21 protein-coding genes and 1 pseudogene are annotated in these 26,492 nt (G+C 67.3%); 14 read left to right on the top strand and 8 right to left on the bottom strand.

Annotated elements, in window-relative coordinates; all coding sequences use genetic code 11:
- Positions 1-144: 144 nt before the first annotated feature.
- From R4P95_RS22720 to R4P95_RS22700, 5 genes are all read right to left on the bottom strand, one after another.
- Complete coding sequence (locus R4P95_RS22720; protein WP_213574918.1) at positions 145-1,560, bottom strand: ABC transporter ATP-binding protein; 1,416 nt, start codon at positions 1,558-1,560, stop codon at positions 145-147.
- Positions 1,557-2,363, bottom strand: a complete 807-nt coding sequence (locus tag R4P95_RS22715) for an ABC transporter permease (protein WP_213574916.1) — start codon at positions 2,361-2,363, stop codon at positions 1,557-1,559. Before R4P95_RS22715 ends, R4P95_RS22720 begins: the two co-directional genes overlap by 4 nt.
- Positions 2,360-3,364 carry an ABC transporter permease gene (locus R4P95_RS22710; RefSeq protein WP_317745355.1) on the bottom strand — a complete coding sequence of 335 codons (1,005 nt, stop codon included), beginning with the start codon at positions 3,362-3,364 and terminating at the stop codon, positions 2,360-2,362. The genes R4P95_RS22715 and R4P95_RS22710 overlap by 4 nt, the downstream gene beginning before the upstream one ends.
- Complete coding sequence (locus R4P95_RS22705; protein WP_317745354.1) at positions 3,361-4,887, bottom strand: ABC transporter substrate-binding protein; 1,527 nt, start codon at positions 4,885-4,887, stop codon at positions 3,361-3,363. The genes R4P95_RS22710 and R4P95_RS22705 overlap by 4 nt, the downstream gene beginning before the upstream one ends.
- A gap of 379 nt (positions 4,888-5,266) precedes the next feature.
- Positions 5,267-6,277, bottom strand: coding sequence for a 2-hydroxyacid dehydrogenase (locus tag R4P95_RS22700; protein WP_317745353.1), 1,011 nt, complete (start codon positions 6,275-6,277; stop codon positions 5,267-5,269).
- Between the two features lie 364 nt (positions 6,278-6,641).
- Between R4P95_RS22700 and R4P95_RS22695 the strand changes: the two genes are divergently transcribed.
- From R4P95_RS22695 to R4P95_RS22665, 7 genes are all read left to right on the top strand, one after another.
- Positions 6,642-8,222 carry an ABC transporter substrate-binding protein gene (locus R4P95_RS22695; protein WP_317745352.1) on the top strand — a complete coding sequence of 527 codons (1,581 nt, stop codon included), beginning with the start codon at positions 6,642-6,644 and terminating at the stop codon, positions 8,220-8,222.
- 67 nt (positions 8,223-8,289) lie between these two features.
- Complete coding sequence (locus R4P95_RS22690) at positions 8,290-9,216, top strand: ABC transporter permease (protein ID WP_159918684.1); 927 nt, start codon at positions 8,290-8,292, stop codon at positions 9,214-9,216.
- Between the two features lie 12 nt (positions 9,217-9,228).
- Positions 9,229-10,239, top strand: coding sequence for an ABC transporter permease (locus tag R4P95_RS22685; protein WP_317745350.1), 1,011 nt, complete (start codon positions 9,229-9,231; stop codon positions 10,237-10,239).
- Complete coding sequence (locus tag R4P95_RS22680; RefSeq protein ID WP_317745349.1) at positions 10,236-11,264, top strand: ABC transporter ATP-binding protein; 1,029 nt, start codon at positions 10,236-10,238, stop codon at positions 11,262-11,264. The genes R4P95_RS22685 and R4P95_RS22680 overlap by 4 nt, the downstream gene beginning before the upstream one ends.
- Positions 11,257-12,267, top strand: coding sequence for a dipeptide ABC transporter ATP-binding protein (locus R4P95_RS22675; RefSeq protein WP_317745348.1), 1,011 nt, complete (start codon positions 11,257-11,259; stop codon positions 12,265-12,267). The genes R4P95_RS22680 and R4P95_RS22675 overlap by 8 nt, the downstream gene beginning before the upstream one ends.
- A 144-nt stretch (positions 12,268-12,411) precedes the next feature.
- Complete coding sequence (gene gudD / locus R4P95_RS22670) at positions 12,412-13,752, top strand: glucarate dehydratase (protein WP_317745347.1); 1,341 nt, start codon at positions 12,412-12,414, stop codon at positions 13,750-13,752.
- Positions 13,749-14,729, top strand: a complete 981-nt coding sequence (locus R4P95_RS22665) for a 2-hydroxyacid dehydrogenase (protein ID WP_317745346.1) — start codon at positions 13,749-13,751, stop codon at positions 14,727-14,729. The genes gudD and R4P95_RS22665 overlap by 4 nt, the downstream gene beginning before the upstream one ends.
- A gap of 19 nt (positions 14,730-14,748) precedes the next feature.
- Here R4P95_RS22665 and R4P95_RS22660 read toward each other — a convergent pair whose 3' ends face one another.
- A complete protein-coding gene (locus R4P95_RS22660; RefSeq protein ID WP_317745345.1) occupies positions 14,749-15,762 on the bottom strand; it encodes an Lrp/AsnC family transcriptional regulator in 1,014 nt (337 codons plus the stop codon).
- 103 nt (positions 15,763-15,865) lie between these two features.
- Between R4P95_RS22660 and R4P95_RS22655 the strand changes: the two genes are divergently transcribed.
- The 7 genes and pseudogenes from R4P95_RS22655 to R4P95_RS22625 form a co-directional block, all read left to right on the top strand.
- Positions 15,866-17,332 carry an MFS transporter gene (locus tag R4P95_RS22655; protein ID WP_317745344.1) on the top strand — a complete coding sequence of 489 codons (1,467 nt, stop codon included), beginning with the start codon at positions 15,866-15,868 and terminating at the stop codon, positions 17,330-17,332.
- Between the two features lie 34 nt (positions 17,333-17,366).
- Positions 17,367-18,800 carry an amidohydrolase gene (locus tag R4P95_RS22650; protein WP_317745343.1) on the top strand — a complete coding sequence of 478 codons (1,434 nt, stop codon included), beginning with the start codon at positions 17,367-17,369 and terminating at the stop codon, positions 18,798-18,800.
- 34 nt (positions 18,801-18,834) lie between these two features.
- Positions 18,835-20,076 carry an amidohydrolase gene (locus tag R4P95_RS22645; protein WP_317745342.1) on the top strand — a complete coding sequence of 414 codons (1,242 nt, stop codon included), beginning with the start codon at positions 18,835-18,837 and terminating at the stop codon, positions 20,074-20,076.
- Complete coding sequence (locus R4P95_RS22640) at positions 20,073-21,425, top strand: L-serine ammonia-lyase (RefSeq protein ID WP_317745341.1); 1,353 nt, start codon at positions 20,073-20,075, stop codon at positions 21,423-21,425. Before R4P95_RS22645 ends, R4P95_RS22640 begins: the two co-directional genes overlap by 4 nt.
- Positions 21,426-21,590: 165 nt before the next feature.
- A complete protein-coding gene (locus R4P95_RS22635) occupies positions 21,591-21,863 on the top strand; it encodes a low affinity iron permease family protein (RefSeq protein ID WP_317745340.1) in 273 nt (90 codons plus the stop codon).
- A gap of 80 nt (positions 21,864-21,943) precedes the next feature.
- Entirely contained in the window at positions 21,944-23,497 is a 1,554-nt protein-coding gene (locus R4P95_RS22630; protein ID WP_317745339.1) for a succinic semialdehyde dehydrogenase, read from the top strand.
- A gap of 132 nt (positions 23,498-23,629) precedes the next feature.
- Positions 23,630-24,547 (top strand): annotated as a pseudogene (locus R4P95_RS22625) (alpha/beta hydrolase); the annotation flags it as partial.
- A gap of 40 nt (positions 24,548-24,587) precedes the next feature.
- Here R4P95_RS22625 and R4P95_RS22620 read toward each other — a convergent pair.
- A complete protein-coding gene (locus tag R4P95_RS22620) occupies positions 24,588-25,373 on the bottom strand; it encodes an enoyl-CoA hydratase (RefSeq protein WP_317745338.1) in 786 nt (261 codons plus the stop codon).
- Complete coding sequence (locus tag R4P95_RS22615; RefSeq protein WP_317745337.1) at positions 25,370-26,359, bottom strand: NADPH:quinone oxidoreductase family protein; 990 nt, start codon at positions 26,357-26,359, stop codon at positions 25,370-25,372. The genes R4P95_RS22620 and R4P95_RS22615 overlap by 4 nt, the downstream gene beginning before the upstream one ends.
- Between the last annotated feature and the right edge of the window lie 133 nt (positions 26,360-26,492).

Raw genomic sequence — 26,492 nt, 5'->3', positions numbered from 1 at the left:
CACGGCCGGAATCAGTGTATGGGAAGGCTAACCTCATTTGAGGCCAACCGAAACCCCTTGTGCGGCAGATCACAGCACCGACAGATCAACGTATTCCTATGTGGCAGTGTGCTTTAACGATTGATTACCTTCGGATTCGATGGGTCAGCTCAGCCGGTCGGCCGCGGCGTATGAGCCGGATTCGACTACCCGTCCGTCGTCGATCACGAGTACGTCCCGACAGTATCGGGCCGCGAGTTCCAGATCGTGAGTGATCACGATCAAGCTCGTATGTCGCTCGTGCATGGTCCCGCGAAGCACATCCATGACGGACTGCGCGGTAGCGGCATCGAGCGCGGATGTCACCTCGTCGCAGATCAGGACGTCGGGTTCTGCAGCCAGTGCGCGCGCGATCGAAATGCGTTGGCGCTGACCACCGGAAAGTTCGGAAGGGTAACGAGCGGCGAATGCCCCGGTGAGCCCCACGGTGGCGAGCAGCGCGGTGACCGTGCTGTCGAGGTGGGCCCTACCTCGGACACCCCGACGCCGCAAGGGCCGGGCGAGGGTATGTCCCACGGTGTGAGCGGGATTGAGTGTCGACAGCGGGTTCTGCGGGATGAGCTGTATCCGGCCGCGCAGCGACCGTGGCCGGCGGGCGATCGGTAGTCGGAGCGGGGCATCGTGAAGCCGCATCGTTCCCGTCGCGGCCGGTTCGAGGCCGGCGAGCACCCGCGCCAAAGTCGTTTTCCCGGCTCCTGATTCGCCGAGGACCGCGGTCGCCTCACCAGGGTGGACCGAGAGATCCACACCCGCCAGAACAGCTCTACCGCCACGGACGAGACCGAGGCCGGATGCGGACAGCACGGCGGAACCGCGTGGAGTCTCTGCCGTCGTGGCAGTGGTGTGCACCCTGGTGGTGACGGGGACGCCCAGGTGCACGGTGTGATCCGCGAGTTCGTGCAAGACCGTGGTGTCGTGACCGGACACCGCGACTGCGACACCGGTATCGGCGAGACGGCGCAGGACGTCGGCGACTTCGTGCCGCACACGCCCGTCCAATCCGGCGAACGGTTCGTCGACAAGAAGCACGTCGACACCCCGTATCAGGGCCCGGGCGAGCGCCACCCGCCGCTGCTGGCCGCCCGAGAGGGCGCCCGGACGGCGATGAAGAACCGAGGCGGGTAACTGCACACGCTCCAGGACGCGGGCCGGTTCGTCGGGGTCGCGGGTGGCCGCGACTTCGCGGAGCAGCGCGCCCACTCGCATGGTGGGGTTCAGGGCCGATCCGGGATCCTGCCCCACGAAAGCCAGGTGTGCCCGGCGGAGTCGACGCAGGGGTTCGGGCTCCATCGTCAATACGTCGTGCCCCAGCACCCGGAGACTGCCGGACTCGCGGCGGGCTCCGGCCGGAAGGTATCCGACGACCGCCTGCAGAAGTGTCGTTTTTCCCGATCCGGATTCACCGGTGATTGCGGTGACCGTGCCGGGGCGCAGGGTGATCGACCCGTCCTGCAGGAGCGGCGCCGCCGTGTCGGCGGCGGTGATGGTCAGATGTTCAGCGACCACTGCCGGATCCGTCATACGTTTACCCCCTGCCGGCCGGTCCGGGCCGAGGCGATGGCGAGATTGACGCTGACCGCAAGCAACCCGATCGCGAGGCTGGGTGCGAGAACCGACCACGGGTTGAGCAGTGCCCCGGAGCTGTTCTCCCGCACCATCAGCGCCCAGTTGGAATCCCCGAGCGCCGTCGGCAACTGCAGGAACGCGGCAGTACTCACGAGGTACATTGCCTCCACGAATCGGAGGCCGAGCTGGGTGGTCACCGTGGCGCGCAGGTTCGGTAGGACTTCATGGAATACGAGATACGCCAGGCGCTCGCCACTCGCAGCGGCGACTTCGATGTATCCCGACGCGGCGACACCACTGGCGGCGGCGGCGAAAACCCGTGCGGTGTAGGGAGTACCGACGACCACGGCGATCAAGACCAGGCCGGCGGCGCCCGAACTCGGCCACGACAGCATCACCAGCAAAATCGCGAGGATCGGCGGAAGCAACATCAGGGCGTCGGTGGACCGTTCGATGATTGCGCCGACCCGGGGCCGCAGGGCCGCCACGGTACCGATGACGGCCGCCAGCGTGGTGACGAGGACGGCGATCACCGCGGCGAGCACGAGCAGTCCCCACCCCCCGACGAGGAGATGCGTCAGTACGTCCTGGCCGAGGTGATCAGTGCCCAAGGGCGCCGCCGCAGACGGCTCGGCGTAGGGAATGTCCACACCGGCGTCCACAGCATGCGGTGCGAAGAAGGGGCCGAGTACCGCCAGCGCGATGACGGCGGCAGCGGGCAGCGCGAGCAGCGCAGGACGCATCCAGGGCCGGCTCATGCGCGCCCCCGGACCGACCACGCACGCAACAGGTCCGCGGCAAGCAGTACACAGGTGATAGCGGAACCGGTCAGGGCGACCACCGAGGCGACCAGTGCCGCGTCACGGTCGGCGACCGAACCGGACAGGACGGAGCCGATGCCGGGATAGTTGAAGATCGTTTCGACTACCAGCGCGCCCCCGAGCAGCATTCCGACGGAGGTGGCCAGGGAGGTGGCGATGGTCGGTAGCGCGATCGGCAGGATATGGCGTAGCAGTACGTGCCGGTGGGGCAGGCCGTCGAGGACGGCGGCGAGCACGTGTGGCGCCTGCGCGGCCTCGTGCAGGGCTGCACGCGTCACCCGAATGTTCCACCCGGACTGGGGGATTGCGAGAGCGATGACGGGCAGCACCAGCATGGAGGAGTCCAGGGGGCCGCCTGCCGAATCGGTGATCGTCACGGCCGGAAACCAGCCGGTTCCCAGCGAGAAGGCAAGGACGAGCAGGGTGGCGATGACGAATTCGGGAACCGCGATCACCATCGTGGTGGCCGGTGACAGGACGCGGGCGCCGGCACTGCGTGGGCGCAACGCCCACAGGGCACCACCGAGCAGCGCTGCCATGGTCGTCAGGGCCAGTGCGAGCCCCCCGAGTAGCAACGTGCTCGGGAACTTGGACGCGAGTATCTCGGTGATCGGGGTGCCACGCACGGTGGTTCCGAGGTCACCCGTGAGCAGCCCCTTGAACCAGATCACGAATCGCACCGGCAGTGCCCGGTCGAGTCCCAGCGCCTGCTCGGCAACCGAGATCTGTTCCTCGGTGGCATCGCGGCCGAGGGCTGCGCGCGCCGCGCTGCCCGGGAGGAGATCGATGGCGACGAATACGAGGACCAGGACGAGTACCAGGATCGACACCCGTTGGGCGAGCACCACCGAGACCCGCGTCCCGAGAGTGGTGAACCGACGGGCGTCGGCCGCCACGACTGTGGCGGCCGACGCGGCCGTGGTGGTGGACTCGCTCAACTCGACAGCCAGGTCTTTTCCAGTTGCACGCGTCCGTATCCGCCGAGTTCGGGCAGGCCCTGCACCTTCGAGGAGGCGACGTCGACTCCGTCGGCCATGCCCCACACCAGGTAACCGCCTCGTGCGTATTCGATCTCCTGCAGAGTGCGACTCGCCTTGGCGTAGGTGTCGTCGTCAGGAGCCGCCAGCGCCTCGAGGTAGGCGGCGTCGAACTCGGGATCGCGGAACCCGGATTCGTTCCATTTGGTGCCCGAATACATCACCTTGCTGGCGAAGAAGATGACGGAGTCGTTGGTGCCCCAGTTCGCCGTGTACAGCGGAGCCTTCAGCCACGTTTCGTCGTAGAACGCGTTGGCATCCTGCGTGACCACGTCGATTGTCACACCGATGTCCCGGGCCTGGGTCGCGAACAGCTTCGCGGAGTCGACCTCGCCTGCCGCTTCCTCCTTGGTGAAGAGGGTGTACGTCCGGCCGGTATCGAAGCCGGCCTCGCGGAGCAGCTGCTTCGCCTTCTCGATATCGCGGCTGCGCTGTTTCAGCGACCAGTCGTAGGTGGGATCGCCGGTGCCCAGCACGTCGTTGGCGACGGTGCCGTACCCGGACGTCACCTGCTTGACCATGGCGTCCCTGTCTACGGCGAGTCGAAGTGCCTCGCGCACCCGGGGATCGGCGAATGGACCGTCGGACGTGCGCATGACGATGGGGATCACGACGTCGTTGGGACGGCGCACCACCGTGAGGTTGTCGCGCCCGTCGGCGGTGCGGCCCGCCACGGCTCCGACGTTGGACGCGAGGTCGATCTGCTGAGCAATCACCGCGTTGGCCATCGCCGTGGTGCTGTCGAAGCGCGTCACCTCGATGGCCTCGAGAAGCGGGGTGCCACCGTGCCAGTTCTCGTTGCGCACCAGGCGCGCGTTCCCGTCGCGGTACGACTCCAGCTTGAACGGTCCCGTACCCACCGGCGTGGTGAAGTCGGTGGTGTCCTTCTTCACGACGAACGTCATCAACCGCAGCAGGAGGGGAAGCTCGCGGTTCGGTGCGGCGGTGGTGATCACGACGGCCGAGGGGCCGTCGGGGACGATGTCCTCCACGGAGGCAACAGGAACCTTGGTCTCGCCGGCGATTTCTCGCAGGCGTCGCAGCGACCACACCGCGTCCTCGGAGGTCACCGGTGTTCCGTCGTGGAACGTCGCGCCCTCGGCGAGCGTGAACTTCCACTTGCGAAGGTCCTCGAGCTGGGTCCATTCGGACGCCAGACGGGGTGCCACGTTGGGGTTTTCGCCGGGGACGGTGAGTGCGTCGTATACCAGCGAGGTGATCAGGAAGTCGCTGTCATTGCTCAGCGTCTGATGGGGGTCGCGTTCGATCTTCGACGGCTGCCCCAGTGCGCCGACCCGCAACGTGCCACCGGAACCAGGGTTTCCGGATCCCTCCGAAGACTCGGAGGAACTACAGGCAGCAAGGGCGATCAACGCCGTCGTGCCGAGTCCGGCAGAGATGAATTGCCGACGGGAGAAAGTCACGTGTGCACACCTTCGAGTTCAACGAACACCAACAAAGCATGGAATGCATAACCTAACTTGTCGGTGCATGTAAACAGGGCGGTACTTTCCGGCGTGATGCGCCGCCGGGGTCTCGCATGGGTGCAGTCGCGACTGTTTCGGGTGCGCCCCCGCTGCGTCGACGCAACGCGATGCCTGGCTGAGCGGGAAAAATCCCGAACGGCGTTCAAGTCACGCGTGGAACTGGACGGGTGACAAGGTTACGGCAGCTCCAAGTTCGACTGTGATCGAACTCACAGCACTCGACTTCGGTGGGCGGAAACCGAGACTTCGGTAATCCGTAACTTCGCATCACCGGGTAGCCGGCCTCGACCCCCGGTTCATCTATGAGCGCGGTGACTCAGCGGGCGAGTACCTTCGGCTGCACCACCGGGGTGGTCAGTGTGCCCGAGGTGAGGAAGTCGTCGAGGTTGCGCAACGTGAGCGCCTCCATGGCGGCTCGAGTTTCGACGGTGCCGCTCGCGACATGGGGAAGAAGGACGACGGTGTCGAGTGCTAGTAGCGCCTCGGGAGTGTGCGGCTCGTCGGTGAATACGTCGAGACCCGCCCCCGCCAGGCGTCGTTCGGTGAGCAACTCGACGAGTGCCTCTTCGTCCACGACCGTGCCGCGGGCCACGTTGATCAGATAGCCGTCGGGACCGAGCGCCTCGAGCGCGGCGCGGTCGACGAGCTTCGCAGTGCCCTGACCTCCCGCCGCTGCCACCACGAGTACGTCGACGCCGGCGGCGAGTTCCACGACCGAACCGACGTACGTGTACACAGAGCCGGGCACCTCGTGCCGGTTGTGGTACGAGATCGAGCAACCGAATCCTTCGAGTCGGGTGGCGATCGCCGAGCCGATTCGACCCAGCCCCACGATGCCGACCCGGGCGCCGCTCACCTTGCGGGTGAGGGGGAAGTTGCCGTCCACAGGCCATCGCCCCGCCCGCACGTAGCGGTCGGCGGCCGAGAACCTGCGAAGGGTGTCTATCAGCAACCCGACCGCGGTGTCGGCAACGCAGTCGGTGAGGACGTCCGGAGTGTTGCTCACTCCGATGCCGCGTTCCGCGGCGAGCGCGACATCTGTTGTGTCGTAACCGACTCCGAAGTGCACGATCGCCCCGAGGCGGGGGAGGGCGGTCATCAACGTCGCATCGACTCCGGTCCGGCCGGACGTGACCACCGCAGTGACGGACTCGGCGTGCTCGCGCAGGAAATTCGACTGCCCGGCGCCCATGGGGAGGTCGAGCGCGTCGTACCGTTCCGTCAGCGTCGCCGCGAGGGAGGGCTTCAGCGGTCCGACCTTCAGTACTCGGCCGAGACGAACATCCTGGGCCGCAATCGAATTCGGAGAAGCCTCTGCCGTTGCCATTCAGTCCTCCTCGCACGAGGTGGAGCGAGTCTCCACGCATCGGGATACTCGAACGTTAAGCCGGGTCCCAAAGCCTGTCCAACACGTAAATAACATGGACCGATACCGAAACGGCATGATTGACGGCCACTCTGACGACGGCAAGAGGGAGCGCCACCGGATATCCGCCGGTCACGGGCCTGCTCGAGGGTGATCGCAGTCTCCTTGGCGGGCATCATGTGACGGGGCTCACCTGGCCTTTTGGCGAAGCAACCTCGACTTTCCGCTGTTGACGCTGTTCCGAGCCGCTTCTAGCGTGTGTCTACCGTCACAGGCGGGCCCTCTTCATTCGCGGACAGTCGCGACACATCCTACGGAGGACACCATGAGCCCTGCACGTTCGTTGCAGCAGGGAACCCGTTACCGCGCCGCCATTGCAGCCACAGCCGCGATGACGGTGTCGGCGCTGGCCGCCGGCTGCTCGGTGGCCAATTCGAACCACAGCGATGCCGCCAGCCCCGACACGCTGCGCATCGTGCTCCCCCAGGAGCCGCCCACGCTCGAACCCTGCGACGCGTCCCTCACTTCGACCGGTGTCGTGGTGCGGTCGAACATCACCGAACCCCTGGTCGAGCGCAACGCCGACACGGGCGACCTCGAACCGAAACTCGCCGAGTCCTGGGAGCAGACGTCCGGGAACGTGTGGACGTTCCGCATCCGTCCCGGCGTGACGTTCAGCGACGGCAGCGTGTTCGACGCCGCGGACGCCGCCTTCTCGATCGACCGGGCCGTCAACTCCACCATCGGCTGCGATGTGGACGGGTACGTCTTCGGTGACGACGCGCTGGTGGTCGCGGCGGTCGACCCCGAAACGGTGACGGTGACGACGCCCACCGCCGATCCCATCCTTCCGCTGCGGATCTCGTTCGTGGAGATGGTGCCCACCACCACGGACGCGCAGGACAAGGTGCGCGAACCCATCGGAACGGGTCCATACCGGGTGGACTACTGGGACCACGGTCAGCGCCTGTCGCTGGTCCGGAACGACACCTACTGGGGTGCGATGCCCGAGTATGCGCGCGCGATCTACCAGTGGCGCACCGAGGGCAGTGTGCGCGCCGCCATGGTCACCAACGACGAAGCGGAACTGGCCACCTACCTGGGGCCGGAAGACGGGGCGGGCGACCTGGGGGTCGCGTACCCCAACAACGAGACGACGGCGCTGCGGATGCAGGCGAACGAACCGCCGCTCGACGACTACCGCGTCCGCGAGGCGATCGATTACTCCGTCAACCGCAGCGGCATCGTCAAGGCGCTCTTCCAAGGGCTCGGCGATCCGGCTGCGCAGCTGGTCGGCAGCAGCATCGTCGGTTTCGATCCGGATCTGCAGCCCACACCGTACGACCCCAGCCGGGCGGCCGCACTCGTCGCCGAGGCGAAGGCCGACGGCGTCCCGGTAGACAAGGAAATTCGGTTGATCGGCCGCACCGGTCAGTTCCCGAAGATCAACGAGACCATCGAGGTCATCCAGAACTCGCTCAGCGAGGCGGGTCTCAACGTCAAGATCGAGATGATGGACACGGCCGGGCAGATGCAGTACCAGATCCGCCCGTTCCCCGACGCCGGTCCCGTGCTGCTGATGATTCAGCACGGCAACCAGGCGGGTGATGCGCAGTTCACCGTCGACCAGTACATGCGCAGTGACGGTTACCAAAGTTATTTCGGCACAGACACGTACGACGCGCGGATCGACGCGGCCGAAGCGCTCGTCGGGGACGCCCGCCAGGACGCCTTTGCGGCGGTTCTCGCGGACGAACCGACAGAGCTCCGCCAGTTCGCGTACATCGCGCACATGAATGCGGTGCTCGCCAAGTCGCCGTCCGTCCGGTACGAGCCGAACTCGGCGACGGGAGACGAGATGCGCTTGAGCGAGATGACCCGCGCCGACACCGATGCGAGCAGTTAGCCCTCTCCCCAGCCCACCCGGAGGAATCCTGATGTCCCGACCGATACCGTCCGAAAGGCGGTGACCCGTGTTCGCATTCCTGCGCCGACGCGTGTACACCAGTCTCGTTCCACTGCTCGTCGTGCTTTTCGGTGTGTTTCTCCTCGCCCGTCTCACCGGTGATCCGACCAACCTGTACCTGCCCGTGTCGGCCACACCCGATCAGCGGGCGGAGTTCGCCGCGGAGAACGGTCTGGACAAGCCGGTCCTGAGCCAGATGCTCGACTACCTCTCCGGGGTCGTCCACCTCGACTTCGGTGAGTCGCTGCGGACGGGCGAATCCGCCGCCGCCATGGCGCTCCGGGCCTTCCCCGCCACCCTCCAGCTCGCGTTCTTCACCATGCTGCTGGCGGTGATCGGTGCGGTCGTGATCGGGTGCTGGGCCGCGTACCGGCCCAACTCGCCGGCCGACCGGGTGTCGAGCCTGCTGTCGATGACCGCCGCCAGCATCCCCGACTTCTGGTTCGCCATCACCGGAGTGTGGATCTTCGCCGTGGTGCTCGGTGTGCTCCCCACGTCGGGAACGGGCAGTGCCCTGTCGTGGATCCTGCCGATCGCCACGCTGCTGATCCGGCCGCTCGGCGTGCTCACCCAGGTGGTGCGCGGTGCGATGGTGTCCGCGCTCTCCGCACCATACGTACGTCTTGCCCGCAGCAAGGGCGCCGGCGACCTGCGGGTGGTCACCCACCATGCGCTGCGCAACGCGGCCGCACCCGCTCTCACGGTGGCCGGCGACCTCACCGTCGGCCTGGTCAACGGCGCCGTGGTGGTCGAGGCGATCTTCGGGTGGCCCGGCATCGGCAAACTGATGATCGACGCGATTCTGCAGCGCGACTTCGCGGTGCTGCAGGCCGCGGTCCTCGTCACCGCGGTCAGCATCTTCGTGCTCAACATCCTGATCGACGCCGGGTATGCGCTTCTCGACGCGCGTGTCCGCGAGAAGTCCAAGGTCTAGGAGGCCGCCGACATGTCCATCGACAACCCTCCCCGGGTGGACGAGCCCACCGCAGTCCCGTTGCCGAGCGAACCGGTCCCGACCGCACCCGGCAGGCCGGAGAAATCCTTGGCAGGAAAGATGCCGCTGTGGCGGCTGCTGCTGCGTGACCGGATGGCCACGGTGGCCGCGGCGATCCTGGTCATCGTGTTCCTGGTGGCCGTCTTCGGTCCCTGGCTCGTCGGTGACGCGGCCACGGATCAGGACCTCGAGAAATCCACCCTCGCGCCCTTCGACGTGACCAACGGCTGGATGAACATCCTCGGCACCGATCCGCTCGGCCGCAGCATGCTCGCCCGGCTCGTCGTCGCGTGCCGCACCACTCTTCTCGTGGCACTACCCGCGGTCGCGCTGTCCTGCGTGATCGGCTCGCTGGTCGGCATGTGGGCCGGCTACCACCGCGGATGGCGGGAGACGACGGCGATGCGAGTCGCCGACGTCATCATGAGCTTCCCCTCCCTGCTGATGGCCGTGGTGGTGCTGTACGTCTTCTCACCGAGTGCGGCGAACATCGTTCTGGTGCTGGCCATTACCCGCATTCCGATCTACCTGCGCACCGCCCGCGCCGAGTCGGCAGAACTACAGAGCCGGTTGTTCGTCGACGCCGCACGGACTTTCGGCGCTCGCAGCGGAGCAATCATCCGGCGGCACGTGTTCCCGATCCTCCTGCCGACTCTCCTGACCGTCGCGACCCTCGACTTCTGCTACGTGATGCTCGCCGAATCGTCACTGAGCTTCCTCGGCATCGGCATCCAGCCACCGGACATCAGCTGGGGCCTCATGGTGTCGCAGGGCCGCACGTACCTACAGACCGCGTGGTGGCTGGCGTTCTTCCCCGGTCTGGCCATTGTGATCACGACGGTGTCGGCCACCGTACTGGCCGCGTGGGCGCGCATTGCCACCGACCCGGGCCAGCGCTGGCGCCTGACCGTGCCCCGCTCGCGCCGTTCGCGCCTTCTCCCCACCCGAAAGGTCGTCTCATGAGCGCACCCGCAGCAGCCGTCGAATCTCCCGAGATCGCAGAGACCGACCGTGTGGCCCTCCAGGTCTCGGATCTGACCGTCGACCTGCGTACCCCCGCAGGGACCGTCCGGGCCGTCGACACGGTGTCGTTCACCGCTCGCCGTGGTGAGACGCTCGCCCTGCTGGGCGAATCCGGGTGTGGCAAATCGATGACCGCCCAGGCGCTCGTCGGTCTGCTCGAGCCGATCGCGGACATCACCAGCGGTTCGGTGCGCCTCGGGGAGGTGGACCTCGTCACCGCAAACGCCAAGACCCGCCGCGCCCTGGCCGCCACCGAACTCGCCATCGTCTTCCAGGATGCCCTGACCGCGCTGAACCCGGTCTACACCGTCGGTAAGCAACTGGCAGAGCCCTTTCGGCTCCACGGCGGTATGACGGCCAAACAGGCGCGCCGGGAAGCGATCGCCTTGATGCGCCGGGTGGGCATCCCCGAACCCGACTCCCGCGCCGACTCGTACCCGCACCAGTTCTCCGGGGGCATGCGCCAGCGACTGCTGATCGCCATGGCCGTCGCGCTCAGCCCGTCGGTACTGCTCGCCGACGAGCCGACCACCGCGTTGGACGTCACCGTGCAGGCACAGATCATGTCCCTGCTGCGCGACCTGCGCAGCGAACACGACATGGCGGTCGTTCTCATCACCCATGACCTCGCTCTCGTCGCCGAGGAAGCCGACCGCGTCGCAATCATGTACGCCGGCAACGTGGTCGAGACCGGCCCGGTGTCCGAGGTATTCGCCCATCCGCGCCACCCGTATACGAAGGGCCTGCTCGATTCGGTCCCGGTGCGCGGAGTGCGCGGAGAAGATCTGAAGTCCATCGGCGGCACCCCGCCGGACCTGCATTCCATTCCCTCGGGCTGTGTCTACCAGGCCCGGTGCCCGCTGGCCCGCGATCTCTGCCGCACGACCCGGCCGCCGCTCGAGAAGGTCCGAGGAGCCGGTCGTCGATCCGCATGTCATTTCCCCGAGGAGGTAACCGGTGTCTGAGTCGATACTCGAGGTGCGGGGGCTGACCAAAACTTTCAAGGTTCCCGCCAACAAGGCAGGCAAGAACCAACTACGCGCTCTCGACGGCATTCACCTCGACCTGGCTCGCGGTGAGACTCTCGGCCTGGTGGGCGAATCCGGTTGCGGCAAATCCACTCTCGCACGCACCTTGATGATGCTCGAGCGCCCGGACTCCGGTTCGGTGACGTGGGACGGGGTCGACCCGTTCTCGCTGCGGGGCAAGGATCTGCTGGCCCTGCGCCGCCGGGTGCAGATGGTGTTCCAGGATCCGTACGCCTCGCTGAACTCGCGCATGTCGGCGGGCGAGATCATCGCGGAACCGTGGCGAACCCACAAGGATCTGTACAAGTCGGGTCGGGACCGCACCGCACGGGTGCGGGAACTGCTGCAGCGCGTCGGGCTGCGGGCGAGTGACGAGCACCGGTATCCGCAGGAGTTCTCCGGCGGACAGCGTCAGCGGCTCGGCATCGCACGCGCCCTGGCCCTGAACCCGAGCGTCGTCATCTGCGACGAACCGGTGTCGGCACTCGACCTCTCGGTCCAGGCTCAGGTACTGAACCTGCTGGGCGATCTGCAGAAGCAGCTCGGGATCTCGTACGTGTTCATCTCCCACGACCTGTCCGTGGTCCGGCACGTCGCCGATCGAGTCGCGGTGATGTACCTCGGGCGGATCGTGGAGACGGGTGCGACGGACGCCGTCTTCGACCGGCCGGCGCACCCTTACACGGAGGCGCTGATGTCCGCGGCGCCCAAGCTGGACGCCGCCTCGCGGAAACACCGGATCATTCTCGACGGTGAGGTGCCCTCGCCGCTGAACCCGCCGTCCGGCTGCCGGTTCCGCACCCGCTGCGCCCACGCGACCGACGTCTGCGCGAGCACGATACCTCCGAAGGCGGTGGACGTGCGAGAGGCACACCACGTCGCCGAATGTCACCATCCCCGCGGTCGTGCGGAACTGGGCATGCCACTCGCGGTCGGGTAGATGTTGGCCGCCGGGGACGGCAGCTGAGGTGATGCACGATGAGCATCGATCGATGCTCAACAAGTGTTGGACACGTATCGATGGCCGCCCATACGATTCTTGTGAGCCGCGTCACCGGCGGTCTCGTGTTTCGAAAGGTAGGGAATGAGAACAGCCGACACCCCGGTCGTCACCGACATGCGTGTGGTCCCGATTGCAGGTCGAGACAGTATGTTGCTGAACCTCTCCGGCGCGCATGCCCCGTACTTCACCCGCAACCTGGTGATCCTCACCGATTCCGACGGCAACGTCGGCGTGGGAGAGGTACCCGGCGGTGAACCGATCCGGAACACTCTCGAGGACGCCCGCCTGATCGTGACGGGCCGCAGCGTCGGCGAGTACAACGCCGTCCTCGCCGACATGCGCCGGACGTTCGCGGATCGCGACGCCGCCGGACGCGGCAATCAGACCTTCGACCTGCGCGTGGCGATTCACGCCGTGACCGCGGTCGAGTCGGCCCTGCTGGATCTCCTCGGCAGGCACCTCGGTGTCCCGGTCGCGGGCCTGCTCGGTGACGGCAAGCAACGGGATCGCGTGCAGGCGCTCGGGTACCTCTTCTTCATCGGCGATCGGACGGCGACCGACCTCGACTACCTGTCTGGTGAGGGCGAGTCCGACGAGTGGCTTCGTCTGCGGCACGAGGAAGCCCTGACCCCCGATGCCATCGTCCGCCTCGCCGAGGCGGCCCATGCGCGTTACGGTTTCGAGGATTTCAAGCTGAAGGGTGGGGTGCTCGCCCCCCGCGAAGAGGCGGCGGCGGTGACCGCGCTGGCCGAACGGTTCCCGTCCGCACGCATCACGCTCGACCCCAACGGCGGCTGGTTGCTGGCGGAAGCGATCGAGACGTGCCGGGGATTGCGTGACGTCCTCGCGTACGCGGAGGATCCGGTGGGTCCCGAGGGCACCTTCTCCGGCCGTGAAGTGATGAGTGAATTCAAGCGGGCAACCGGACTGCCGACGGCCACGAACATGATCGCCACCGACTGGCGGGAGATGGGCCACACCATCCGCTCCGGCGCCGTCGACATTCCCCTGGCCGACCCACACTTCTGGACGATGGCGGGTTCGGTTCGGGTGGCGCAACTGTGCGACGCCTGGGGGCTGACGTGGGGTTCGCATTCCAACAATCACTTCGACGTCTCCCTCGCGATGTTCACCCATGTGGCAGCGGCCGCACCCGGTGACATCACCGCCATCGACACGCACTGGATCTGGCAGGACGGGCAGCGGATCACGAAGACGCCGTTCGCCATCGAAGACGGATACCTGACCGTGCCGACCACGCCCGGTCTCGGTGTGGAGCTCGACATGGATCGGGTGGAAGCGGCGCACGAACTCTATCTCCGTGAAGGTCTGGGCGCCCGCGACGATTCGGTGGGCATGCAGTTCCTCGTGCCGAACTGGACTTTCGACAGCAAGCGGCCCGCACTGGTACGCGGCCGGTGAAGATCGTCGTCGGCGACCGGAACCTGCTGCCACACAAGGAGCTGTTCGAATGCGGGCTGCCGTCCGGGGCTTCCGTGTCCTGGCATCAGAGGTTCGACGAACCGCTGATCGTCGCCGATCTGGCGGACGCCGACGTGTACGTCGGTGGCCGGTTCACCGCCGCGATGGCCGCCGCGGCACCGAAACTCCGTCTGGTGCACGTAGCGGGCGCGGGTACCGAAAAGGTCGACTTCGACGCCCTCCCCGCTGACACTGTGGTGGCCAACACCTTCCATCACGAAGATTCCATCGCCGAATACATCGTGTCGGCGGCGGTTCTGCTGCGACGCGGACTGCTCGATCAGGATCGTGCGCTGCGCGGCGACCGATGGGCCAGCTCCGTGTACGACGACGCGATCCCGCAGCCGGCGTCGATGCACGACGCCCGCATCGGATTCGTCGGGTTCGGTCACATCGGCAGGCGGTCGTGGAACCTACTTCGAGCATTCGGTTCGTCCGGCTGCGCCGTAACCGGCCGGGGAGGTGTCGACGCCGGTGCGGAAGGACTCGTGTGGGCGGGCGGCCACTCGTCGCTGCTGCGGCTGATGTTCGAGTCCGACATCGTGGTCGTGTCGGCGCCGCTGAACTCCGCGACCCGCGGAATGATCGGCACCGCGGAATTGGCGGCACTGGGAGCCGGTGGTGTGGTGATCAACGTCGGCCGCGGCCCGCTGATTCGGGAACAGGCGCTCTACGACGCTCTCGCGACGGGCGTCATCGCCTCGGCGGCGGTGGACGTCTGGTACGCCGACCCCGACCCGAACGGTCGGGGTGCCCCGGCCGCGCACCCGTTCCGGGAACTGCGGAACCTTCTCATGACACCGCATTCGTCCGGCGTCACCCGGCACACCTTCGTCGGACGGGTTCGGGACATCACCGACAACATCCGCCGGCTCGACGCCGGGCAGACCGTTCTGCGCACCGTCCGCCCCGGTTAGGACCTCTCCAGCTGCGGGATCACGTCGGCGCAGGAGGAGCCATGGACACCACCGGACCCGTGGCCCGGCCGCGGTCGTCCAGTATGTGCCCCAGATGCTTCCCGATCTGCATGACCACCGACCGGTCTGCCACCCGGGTTCCCGGCAGGAGCTTCTCGAGGAGCAGTTCGAACCGGTGGACGTCGTTGAGGGTGCGCAACCACACCGCCATGATCAGGTTGTATTCGCTGGCCACGAGCACCGCCAGGCGAACTTCGTCGATCCTGCCCAGCGACGTTCTCAGCCGCTCGACGAGGGGCGCGGGAACCTGCATGAAGTACCAGGCGTAGATCGGCCACTCGGAGTAGGCGCGGGCGATATCGGTGCGTAGCCGGAGGGAGCCGTCCCGCCGCATCGTCGCGATCGCGTCGGTGATGCGCTGGTTGCTGACGCCGGCGCGTTCCGCGATCGCGGTGGTCGATGCACGGCCGTCGATGCCGAGTTCGTGATGGATGACGCGTTTCAGCTCGAGTGAGACCGTCCGCGCGGCGCGGGGGCGGGGCGGTCTGGCACCGGGAACCTGCGCGGCCTGCTCCGCCGATAGGGTGCGCAGCCGCCAGTTCCCGGCCTCGAACAGCACCTCGGTGATGAGGTGGGTCCGGGCTCGCCGGATCGCGGGGTAGTCCCCGAGCCGATAAAGCAGGTATTGCGACGTGTCCGCGGCATCCTGGGTCATCAGCGTGAGCAGGAGGTCCCGGCCGCCCGCCGTGAAGTCGATGCCCGAGACGACGGGGTCTTCCGCCATCGCCTTCGCGGTGCCGACCGATTGTCCTGGCGCACATTCGATTTCGATCAACGCGCCGCGTCCCGGAATTCCGGCGTCGTATCCGGTGATCCAGATCAGGCCGGTCTCGCGGAGTCGCTGATACCGCCGCGACAACGTGACGGGGTCGACGGCGAGGATCGGTGCCAGCGCCTTCCAGGATGCTCGCGGTTCGATCTGCAATGCATGCATGAGTCCGAAATCGACGTCATCTGGCTCGTAATCCTGCATAAATTGTTCCTTTGATGCCGAGGATGCTGCAAATTTACACGACGGAATTCACGGGGAGTCACTCTTCCATCAGTTCCTTTCCACTCATCCTCTTGGAGTCGACATGAGCTCTTCGCGCCGTATCCGGGGAGGCGACGCTGCCACGGCAGCGGTCGGGTTCCTCGTGGTCATGGAATTCGCCAGCGGGCTGTTGCAGGGGTGGTTCTCCCCGCTGCTCCCGGCTATCGGCGAACGTTTCGACGCGTCGTCCGCTGCCCTGAACTGGGTGAGCGCGATGTATCTCCTGGGAACGGCCGCCTGCGTCCCCCTGATCGCCAAACTCGGTGACCTCTTCGGGCACAAACGCCTTCTCGTCTTCGCTACCGCCTCCGTCGCATTCGGATCGTTCGTCGTCGCGTTCGCGCCGTCGTTCGAAGTGCTGCTCGTGGGCCGGGCACTGCAGGCACCGCTTGCGGCGTTTCTCCCGCTCGAGTTCGCGATCGTGCGAGACCGCAACGCGGCCACCGCGGGCCGGAGCATCGGTCGACTCGTCGGGTCACTGACCTTGGGCGCCGCCGTCGGTGGGCTGCTGTCCGGATTCCTCCTGGACTCCGTAATCGGCGACGTGAGCGTCGTGCTGCTCGTGCCCGCCGTCCTCATGACGATCTGCCTGGCCGTGGTGTTCTTCCTGGTCCCGGAGACGACGGTGCGCAAGGCGGGCACCATCGACTGGGCTGGGGCGGTGCTGCTCACGGTGGGTCTGCTCGGTGTACTGGGCGGGGTCTCCAACGCGAGCGTCTGGGGGTGGACGAGCACCCTGACGTGGACGTCCATCGGGATCGGGACCGCTGTACTCGTCCTGTGGGTGTTCGTGGAACGACGAGTCCAGCACCCCCTCGTGGATCTCGAGGTCGTCGGACGAGGGATGCGGTTGCCGATGCTGATGGCCCTGCTGTTCGGCGCCCAGTTGTTCGGTGCCCAGACCCCCAGTGCGCTGTTCCTCCGGGCCACACCGGAGGCGAACGGCTACGGGCTGGGCGTCTCCGCGTCGGTGACCGGTCTGATCCTGGCGCTGTTCGCGCTTGCGATGTTCGTCGGCGCATCGGTGAGCGATCGGCTCGCCCGATCGGCGCTCGCGGTGTCGGGCTCGCTCGCGCTGGGCGCGGTCCTCTCCGCGGTCTCCTACGTGTTGATGATCCTCGTTCCGGGCAACCCCGCGACGTTCGCCCTCTGGTTGTTCATCGCGGGACTGGGTGGCGGAGTGGTGGTCGGCGTGCTGCCCACCGTCATCGTGCAGCAGGCGCCGCCCGATTCCGTCGGCATTGCGTCCGGCCTCTACAACACCTCCCGGACCGCGGCGGGAGCCGTGGCCGGGGCCGTGTTTGCCCTCGTGATGTCGACCATGGTCAACCCGGCGCTCGCCGCCGGTGGCAAACCGATCCCCTCGCTGAGCGCCTATCACGTGGTGTGGGCGGTCTGCGCGGCGCTGTGCGTCGTCACCGCCCTCCTGGCGCGCTCCCTCCGGACACCCACGACCACCGCCGAGATCCACAGGACTCCACTTGCCGATGACCGTCAAGTACCCGCCTGACAATTTCCCGCGACACCCGACGAAAGGAATTGCTGTGTCTGTCGATCCCCACCTCCTCGGCACCATCGACGAGCTCGGTCCGCAGTACGCCGCACTGAGCGACGCCATCTGGGACAATCCCGAATTGCGATGGGAAGAGCACTCTTCCGTCGATGCGCAGATCGCGGTAGCCGAATCCGAGGGATTCACGGTCACCCGATCGGTGGCCGGCATCCCGACCGCATTCAGCGCCGAATTCGGCAGCGGCGGAACGGTGATCGCGATCATCGGTGAGTACGACGCACTCGCCGGGCTGAGTCAGAAATCGGGAAGCGCGGTGCCGGAACCGGAGCCCGGCAACGAAACCGGCAACGGGCAGGGTTGCGGGCACCACCTCCTCGGTGGCGGGTCCCTCCTCGCCGCGACCGCCGTCAAGCGCTACCTCGACGCGAATGATCTCCCGGGAACGGTCCGCTATTACGGCTGCCCCGCCGAGGAGGCCGCCGCCGGGAAGACGTTCATGGTCAAGGAGGGTGCATTCACGGACGTCGACGCGGCGGTGTCGTGGCACCCCGGCGATACCACCACTGTGCAGCGGATCCGGACACTCGCCTACATCCAGGCCTACGTCCGGTTCACCGGCATCGCCTCACATGCCGGCGTCTCCCCCGAACGCGGCCGCAGCGCACTCGATGCACTGGAATTGATGAACGTGGGCACCAACTTCCTGCGGGAGCACATGCCGTCGGACTGCCGGATCCACTACGCGATCCTCGACACCGGTGGCCGCTCGCCCAACGTTGTCCAGGCGACCGCCGAGGCCTACTACCTGGTGCGATCGCCCGACGTGGCCGGCATGCGCGAGTTGTTCGCACGCGTGACGAAGATCGCCGAGGGCGCCGCGCTGATGACCGAGACCTCGGTCGAGATCGAGATCGACGGCGGCTGCTCGGACATCCTGCCCAACGTCGTCCTCGAGGACTCGATGCAGGAGCGGCTCCGCGAACTCGGGCCGGTTCCCTTCGACGACACCGACCTGGAGTCCGCGTCGGCGTTCACCACCGCGACGGCATCCGGGCGCACAGCGAGCACGCTTGGCGGTGAATTAGAGGGTGACGGAAGCGCTCTGCACACCGGGATCGTCACGTTCGACGCCCGCACGCCGCGGCCGACGATGACCGGATCCAGCGACCTCGGCGACGTCAGTTGGGTGACGCCGCTCGTGCAGTGCGCCACGGCGTGCGTGAGCGCCGGCACCGCTGCCCACTCGTGGCAGATGGTCGCCCAGGGCAAGCTTCCCGCCGCGCACAAGGGGATGATCCATGCCGCCAAGCTCATGGCCGCGACCGCCGTGGACCTCCTGACGGACGCCGAACTACTCGCCTCGGCGCGCAAGGAGTTCACTACCCGCACCTCCGAGACGCCGTACGATTCACCGCTTCCCGACGGGGTCATCGCCCCGCCACTGCGCGACAGCGTCGCCGTCTGACCGCCCGGTCGCCACCACCAGGAAGGAACCCCACATGACTCTCGCCACCTCCACAAGCCCCACCACCGGCCCGCACGCGGAATCGTTGAAGGACACTGCGGCGCAGGTACTCCGGAGCCGCGAGAAGGAACTGCTCGAAATCAGTCATCGCATTCACGACACCCCCGAGATCGCGTTCGAGGAGCATCACGCCGCCGCGCTCGTCGGGGACACGATGCGCCAGGCCGGTTTCGATACCACCGTCGGTGCCTACGGACTCGACACCGCCGTCGAGGCCGTATACGGCGATGGTGACCTCACCGTCGCGATCTGCGCCGAGTACGACGCGCTGCCCGAGGTCGGGCACGCGTGCGGGCACAACATGATCGCGGCCGCGGGAGTCGGCGCGGCCCTCGCGCTCGCCGCGGTGGCCGACGAGGCCGGCCTCCGGATCAAGCTCCTCGGCACACCCGCCGAGGAGCACGGCGGCGGCAAGATCCCCATGCTCGAAGCCGGTGCATGGGAGGACGCGACTCTGTCCCTGATGGTCCACGGTGCGTCGGGGACGGATATGCCCTGCACCTCGCTGTGGATGCAGGCCGTCGACCGGTTCGAGGTGACGTTCACCGGGCGCGCCGCGCACGCCGCCGGCGCACCCGAGCACGGGATCAACGCCGGCGCCGCGGCGACGATCGCGCTGGGTGCCCTCGGGCTGGTCCGCCAGCAGTTCCGGGCGAAGACCCGCGTCAACGCGTTCGTCTCGCACGGGGGAGACGTCACCAACATCATCCCCGCCAGGACGGTCGTACAGGTGGAGGTGCGGGCACCGGAGATCGACGAGTGGCGTGAGGTGAAGGAGCGGGTGCTCGCCTGCTTCGAGGCAGGCGCACTCGCCACCGGATGCGAGTGGACGTACGCGGCGACGGAACCGCCGTACGCGCCGATGGTTCAGAATCCGGTGCTCGCGCAAATCTGGGACCGGAACCTGCGGGCCACCGGTCGCGAGTTGACGTCGGCCGCACTGGGCGGTGGGTCCAGCGACATGGGCAACGTGTCCCAGGTGGTGCCGTCCATCCATCCCGCGATCGCGGTACTCGGAAGCACTGCGATCCCGCACAACGCCGATTTCGCCGACGCCGCAGCAAGTCCCGCCGCCGATGCGGCGATCCTGGACGGTGCGACGGCCCTGGTGTGGACGGTGCTCGACGTCGCGCTCGACGCAGAGGTCCGTGGTGACCTGCTGCGACTGCAAGCGGAACGGCCGGAGGGCTTCACCCGGGCCGCGAGCTGGGCATGAGTGCCTATGTTTCCCTGACGGACCTGTTCTCCCTCGGCATCGGGCCCAGCAGTTCGCATACCGTCGGCCCGATGCGTGCGGCAGCCGACTTCGTGGACGATCTGTATGCGTCCGGTCGGCTCGACCAGATCGAGAGGGTGGACTGCGTTCTCTACGGCGCCCTGGCGGCGACAGGAATCGGGCACGGAACACCCGATGCCGTCGTCGCCGGGCTGGCCGGCGCCCGGCCGGAGACGTGCGATCCCGAGAACGTCCGCGGTGGGTGGCGAAGGCTCGGCGACGGCGCCACCGTCGACCTCGGAGGGAAGCACCCGGTGGTCGTGCGAGAGCGGGACATGGTGTTCGCGCCGCTCACCCGGATGCCGTTGCACGCGAACGCATTGCGACTGCGTGCCTTCGATGGCGCCCGCTCCGCACTCACCGACCGGGTGTTCTACTCCGTCGGCGGCGGATTCGTCGTCCCGGAGGATGCCGATCCTTCCCTCCTCGACAGCCGGCCCGCCGTGCCGTTCCCTTTCACGACCGCGGACGAGCTGCTGAAGATCTGCGACGCGACCGGGATGAGCATCGCCGACGTCGCGGGAGCGAACGAGGCCGCGCTGATCGGCGCCGAGCGGATCGGGGAGTCGGTCGACCGCATCTGGTCGGCCATGGTGTCGTGTATCGTGGCCGGCGTCTCCACCGAAGGGCGGCTGCCGGGCGGGCTCGACGTCACGCGGCGGGCCCCCGGTCTCTTCCGGCGACTCGGGTCCACAGGCGACGACGCGATCGCCCGGCTGCAGACGTACGCGATGGCCGTCAACGAGGAGAACGCCGCCGGTGGCCGCGTCGTCACGGCACCGACGAACGGGGCGGCCGGGATCATCCCGGCGGTCGGACGGTACTACGAGCAGTTCCTCGCCGACGGCAGGGCGAACATGCGCGCGTTCCTGCTCACCGCCACCGCGATAGGATCGCTGGTCAAGGCGAATGCCTCCATCTCGGGAGCGGAGGCCGGCTGTCAGGGCGAGGTCGGATCGGCGTGCGCCATGGCGGCGGGGGCACTGTGCGCGGCGCTCGGCGGCCGGCCGGCCCAGGTGGAGTACGCCGCTGAGATAGCGATGGAACACCACCTCGGTCTGACCTGCGACCCGGTCGGTGGGCTCGTCCAGATTCCCTGCATCGAGCGGAACGGGATCGCGGCGGTGACGGCACTGAGCGCGGCCCGAATGGCACTGGGCGGCGACGGCACACATCTCGTGTCCCTGGACACCGTCATCGAGACGATGCGGCAGACGGGTATCGACATGTCCGACAAGTACAAGGAGACGTCGACCGGAGGCCTCGCCCTCAACGTTGTGATGTGTTGAAACGGCCATATCGGGAGTGGCAGCTGAGCCTAGACTCCGAAGATGGTGCGCAACGCGAAGGCTGCACGTCAGCAGCCCACCGATCAGCGTTCGGCGTTCGATAGGTTCGTGGAGCAGATCGAACTCCGGGTCAGCCAGGCGCCGTTCTTCGGGATCTGAGCCGGAGTGGTCGCGCTGTGGGTCGTCAGCATTCCGCTCTGGAAGGACCTTCACGAGTGGCAGATCGCCATCCACACCGTCGGCGCCGTCTTCACGTTGCTCCTCGTGGTCCTGCTCGAGAATGCCAGCCGCCGTGCCACGGAGGCTCTGCAGGAGAAACTGAACGTGATCGCCGAGGCGCTCGCCGCCCTGCTCGATTCCTCCGCCCAGGACAACCCCGAGCTGAAGAAGGCGGAGGAGAAGTTGCGGGAGGCCGTCGGGCTCGAAGACCGGCACTAGCCATCCGCCCCTGTGACTTGGCGCACCAAGCAGGTAGGTTATGTGTAACCGCAAAAACTACTAACCAGTAGGGGTACGTCATGCCTGTTCCGTCCGCCGCCACATTCGCGCGGCTCGCTGATCTCATCGCCATCCCCGAGGCGGCGGATCGCCCGACCCGTTCCGTCGTCGAGGCATTCACGGGCAAGGAACTGGCGACCGTCCCGATCGGTACCGCCCAGGACGCCGTCGATGCCATCGCTCGTGCCCGGGTAGCGCAGAAGGACTGGGCACAGCGGCCGGTCACCGAACGGGCCGCCATCTTCCACCGGTACCGCGAACTGGTGCTCGAGAACCGCGACGCTTTGATGGACATGGCGCAGGCAGAGACCGGGAAGTCTCGCACGGCCGCCCAGGAGGAGATCCTCGACATCTCGATGACGGCCCGCCACTACGCGCGTGTCGCACCGAAGCTGCTCCGCCCCCGCCGCGTCTCGGGGATGCTGCCGGTGCTCACCAAGACCGTGGTGCGATACCAGCCCAAGGGTGTCGTCGGCGTCATCTCTCCCTGGAACTATCCGATGACCCTCGCGGTGTCCGACGCCATCGCGGCCCTCCTCGCCGGCAATGCGGTGGTGCTCAAGCCGGACAGTCAGACGCCGTACTGCGCCCTGGCCTGCGTCGACCTGCTCTACAAGGCGGGACTCCCGCGTGACCTGTTCGCCGTGGTCCCCGGGCCGGGCTCGGTCGTCGGCACGGCGCTCGTCGAGAACACCGAGTACATGATGTTCACGGGGTCCTCGCAGACCGGGCAGCTTCTCGCCGAGCAAGCCGGTCGCCGGCTCATCGGTTTCTCCGCAGAACTCGGGGGCAAGAACCCGATGATCGTCACTGCCGGTGCCAACCTCCGCGAGGTCACCGATGCCGCCGTGCGCGCCTGCTACTCGAACTCCGGCCAGCTGTGCATCTCGATCGAGCGCATCTACGTGGAAGAATCCATCGCCCCCGAGTTCACCCGGATGTTCGGTGAGCGGGTGCGCAACATGTCACTGGGCGCCGGCTACGACTTCGGTATCGAAATGGGCAGCCTGGTGTCGGAGGCGCAGGTGAAGGCGGTGTCCAGCCACGTCGACGACGCCGTGGTCAAGGGTGCCACCGTGGTGGCCGGCGGCAAGGCGCGCCCCGATCTCGGGCCGCTGTTCTACGAGCCGACCGTCCTCACCGGAGTTCCCGAGGACGCCGAGTGCTACCGCGAGGAAACGTTCGGACCGCTGGTGTCGGTGTACCCGGTGGCGAACGTCGACGAGGCGATCGAACGCGCCAACGACACCGAATACGGGCTCAACGCCAGCGTGTGGGCGGGAACCAAGGCGGAGGGCGAGGCCATCGCGGCGCGTATCCACGCCGGAACGGTCAACGTCGACGAGGGCTATGCCCCCGCCTGGGGCAGCACCGGCGCGCCGATGGGCGGCATGGGAGTGTCCGGGGTCGGGCGCCGCCACGGTGCGGACGGGCTCCTCAAGTACACCGAACCCCAGACCATCGCCACCACCCGCATTCTCAATCTCGGCGGACCACGCGGATTGCCGCCCAAGGTGTGGGCCAAGATCATGCCACCGTTCGTGAAGGCGCTGCAGTACGTGCCAGGCAGGTAGCACGCACGACGGCGGCACCGGGACGCGGACTTCACCCCAGGGTGGTCGGTTTACCCATCCTGGGGTGCCTGTCTTCGGTGGACGCCCGGGGGGAGGCTGTGGGTGATGGCTACACCCGCGGAGGCGCCCCTCATGAATTCTCGGCCGACACCAGCCGAACACCCCTGCCCTGACATCCGGCGTGAGAACGTGGAGTTCTCCTCCGGCGGACAGCGCTGCGCCGCCTGGCTGTACCGCCCCCCATCGCCCACCTCGGCGGTGCTTCCGTGTGTCGTGCTGGCGCACGGCTGGAGCGGCGTGCGTGAACAACGACTCGACGCGTACGCCGAGCGGTTCGCGGCCGCGGGATTCGCGGTACTGGTCTTCGACTACCGCTACTTCGGTGCCAGCGAAGGGGAACCGCGGCAACTCCTCGACCTCGACAGTCAGCTCGTCGACTGGGCCAGCGCTCTCGACTACGTGCGCAGTCGTCCCGAGATCGACCCCGACCGCATCGCGATCTGGGGCACCTCGCTGGCCGGCGGTCTCGTCCTGACGACGGCGGCGCGGGATCACCGGGTGGCGGCCGTGGTGTCGCAGGTGCCGTACGTCGACGGGCTGACGAACCTTCGCAGGCTCGGCATCGCGGGGTTGGCCCGCATGTCGGTCGCCTACCTGCGGGATCGGCTCGCGCAGTTACGACGTCGGCCGCCGCACATGTTCCCCGTGGTCGGGCCGCCGGGGTCGTTCGCGGCCATCACCACCCCCGATGCGGAGCCGGGATATCGCGCCATGGACCCGCCCGGTTCGACGTGGCGCAACGAAACTCCCGGACGCGTCGCGCTGCAGGCGGCGCTCTACCGGCCGACCAGGGCGGTCGCGCAGATCGGCTGTCCGGTCTTCTTCGCCATCGCCGACAACGACGTCGTCACCTTCACACGCAGTGCGCTGAAGGCCGCGGCCAAGACCCCGGATGCCGAGGTACGCGTGTACCCGGGCGGTCACTTCGACGTCTACTTCGGTGATCTCTTCGAGAAGGTGGTGGCCGACCAGATCGACTTCCTGATTCGCACTGTGGGCGAGGGTCGGCCGCCGACCGTCTCGGAACTCCTCAGGCCCGGCCGAACACTGCCGGCCGCTTCTCCTGGAATGCCGCTACGCCTTCCGCAAAGTCGGGTGCGGCGAGCAGCACTTGCTGTCCCGTGCGCTCGCGGGCAAAGGCGCTGTCGAGTTCGGTCAGCGTGGCATCGTTGACGGCGTCTTTGGTGAGGTGGAGGGCCTGCGGCGGTCCGTCGGCGAGACGTCGGGTGAGGGCATCCACCGAGGCGGCGAACTCGTCGTCGGAATAGACGTCCGAGATCAAACCGGCGTCGAGGGCGTCCCTCGCCGGAAGACGTTCGGCCAGTAGGGCCATTCTCATGGCGCGGGCTCGACCGATCGATGCGGCGACGAGGGCGGTGGCGCCTCCGTCCGGCATCAGACCCACCTTCGTGAACGCCAGCAGGAAGTAACTCGATTCGGTAGCGACAACGAGATCGCAGGCCAGTGCGAGGGAAACACCGACACCGGCTGCGGGACCGTTGACGGCGCCGATCACGGGACAGGGGAACGCCCGGACCGCGGCGACGACGCGATTGGCGGCGTCGATCGTGGCGGTGGAGGGCGGGCCCGACACGTCGGTACTCGTCGCCAGGTCGGCGCCCGTGCAGAATGCCCGGCCGGCCCCGGTGAGTACGGCGACCCGCACCTCGGCGTCACCCGAGAATTTTTCCAACGCGTCCGCAACGGCGTCGAGTGTTTCGGTGGTGACGGCATTCATGCGGGAGGGCCGGTCGAGCGTGATGCGGAGGACGCCGTTGTCGACGGTCGTGTCCACACCTGGTAGGTCGGAAGTCATGAGGGTCCTTCGGTGTCGTGGGGGAGGAGGGACAGTGTGATTTTGCCTGCGGCCGAGCGAGTTTCGAGCGCACGCAGGGCATCGGCAGCGTGTTCGAACGCATAGATGGTGGGTTCGGTGATCTGCAGTGCACCGGATTCGAGTAGCGGTTCCAGGGCGGCCCACTGCCGTTTCGTGTAGCCGGGATCGGTGCGCAGGTACTCGGCCCACCCGGCCCCGAGGACCGAGATGTTTCGGAGGAGAAGTCGATTAACCTTGACCGTGGGGATCTCGCCGCCGGTGAAGCCGAGGACCACGAGTCGCCCGTTGGGCGCGAGGCTGCGCAGGCTGTCGGTGAACCGGTCGCCGCCCACCGGGTCGAGGATGATGTCGACTCCGCGGCCGCCAGTGATTTCCCGGACCCGGTCCTTCCATCCGTCGAGGAGGACGACGTGGTCGGCGCGGTGGGCCTTCGCGATGCCGGCCTTCTCCTCGGTGCTGACCACGGCGATCGTCTCGAGTCCCAGAGCGGCCGCCACCTGAAGTGCGGCTACGCCGACACCCCCGGCGGCGCCATGGACCAGAACCGTTTCGCCGGCGCGGAACCGCGCGCGCTCGTCCAGGGCGAAGTGCACGGTGAGGTAGTTCAGAAGGAAACCGGCGCCGGCTTCGAGCGACACCGAGTCGGGCAACCGAAACACGGAGTGGGGTTCCACGGCCACGGTCTGCTGCCACGCGCCGCCGGAGGCGAATACCGCCACCCGCTGTCCGGCGTGAAAACCGCTGTCCGAAGGAGCTTCTCGCACCACTCCGGCGCCCTCGACACCGAGCACGCACGGAAGGTCGCGCACCACCTGGTAGCTGCCCGTGGTCTGCAACAGGTCGGGAAAGGCCACCCCGGCGGCGTGCATATCGACGACGACGAGACCGGATCCGTCGGGTTCGTCGATCTCGGCGAGCCGGACACCGCTCGGTCCGGATTGGGCAGTCAGTTGCTGGGCATACACGTGGTGATCTCCTCCGTCGGTCCCTGGACTATCCATACCAGACGCGACTTAACGTGCGCTAGGTAAGGTCCGCCATTGACCGTGACGCTGCGCCGTGGTACTAACTTTAACGAGCGATCAGTAATCATGCGTG

Source organism: Rhodococcus sp. IEGM 27 (genome assembly GCF_033142305.1).
GTDB lineage: Bacteria > Actinomycetota > Actinomycetes > Mycobacteriales > Mycobacteriaceae > Rhodococcus_F > Rhodococcus_F oxybenzonivorans.
This window is presented reverse-complemented; position numbering and strand designations above follow the sequence as displayed.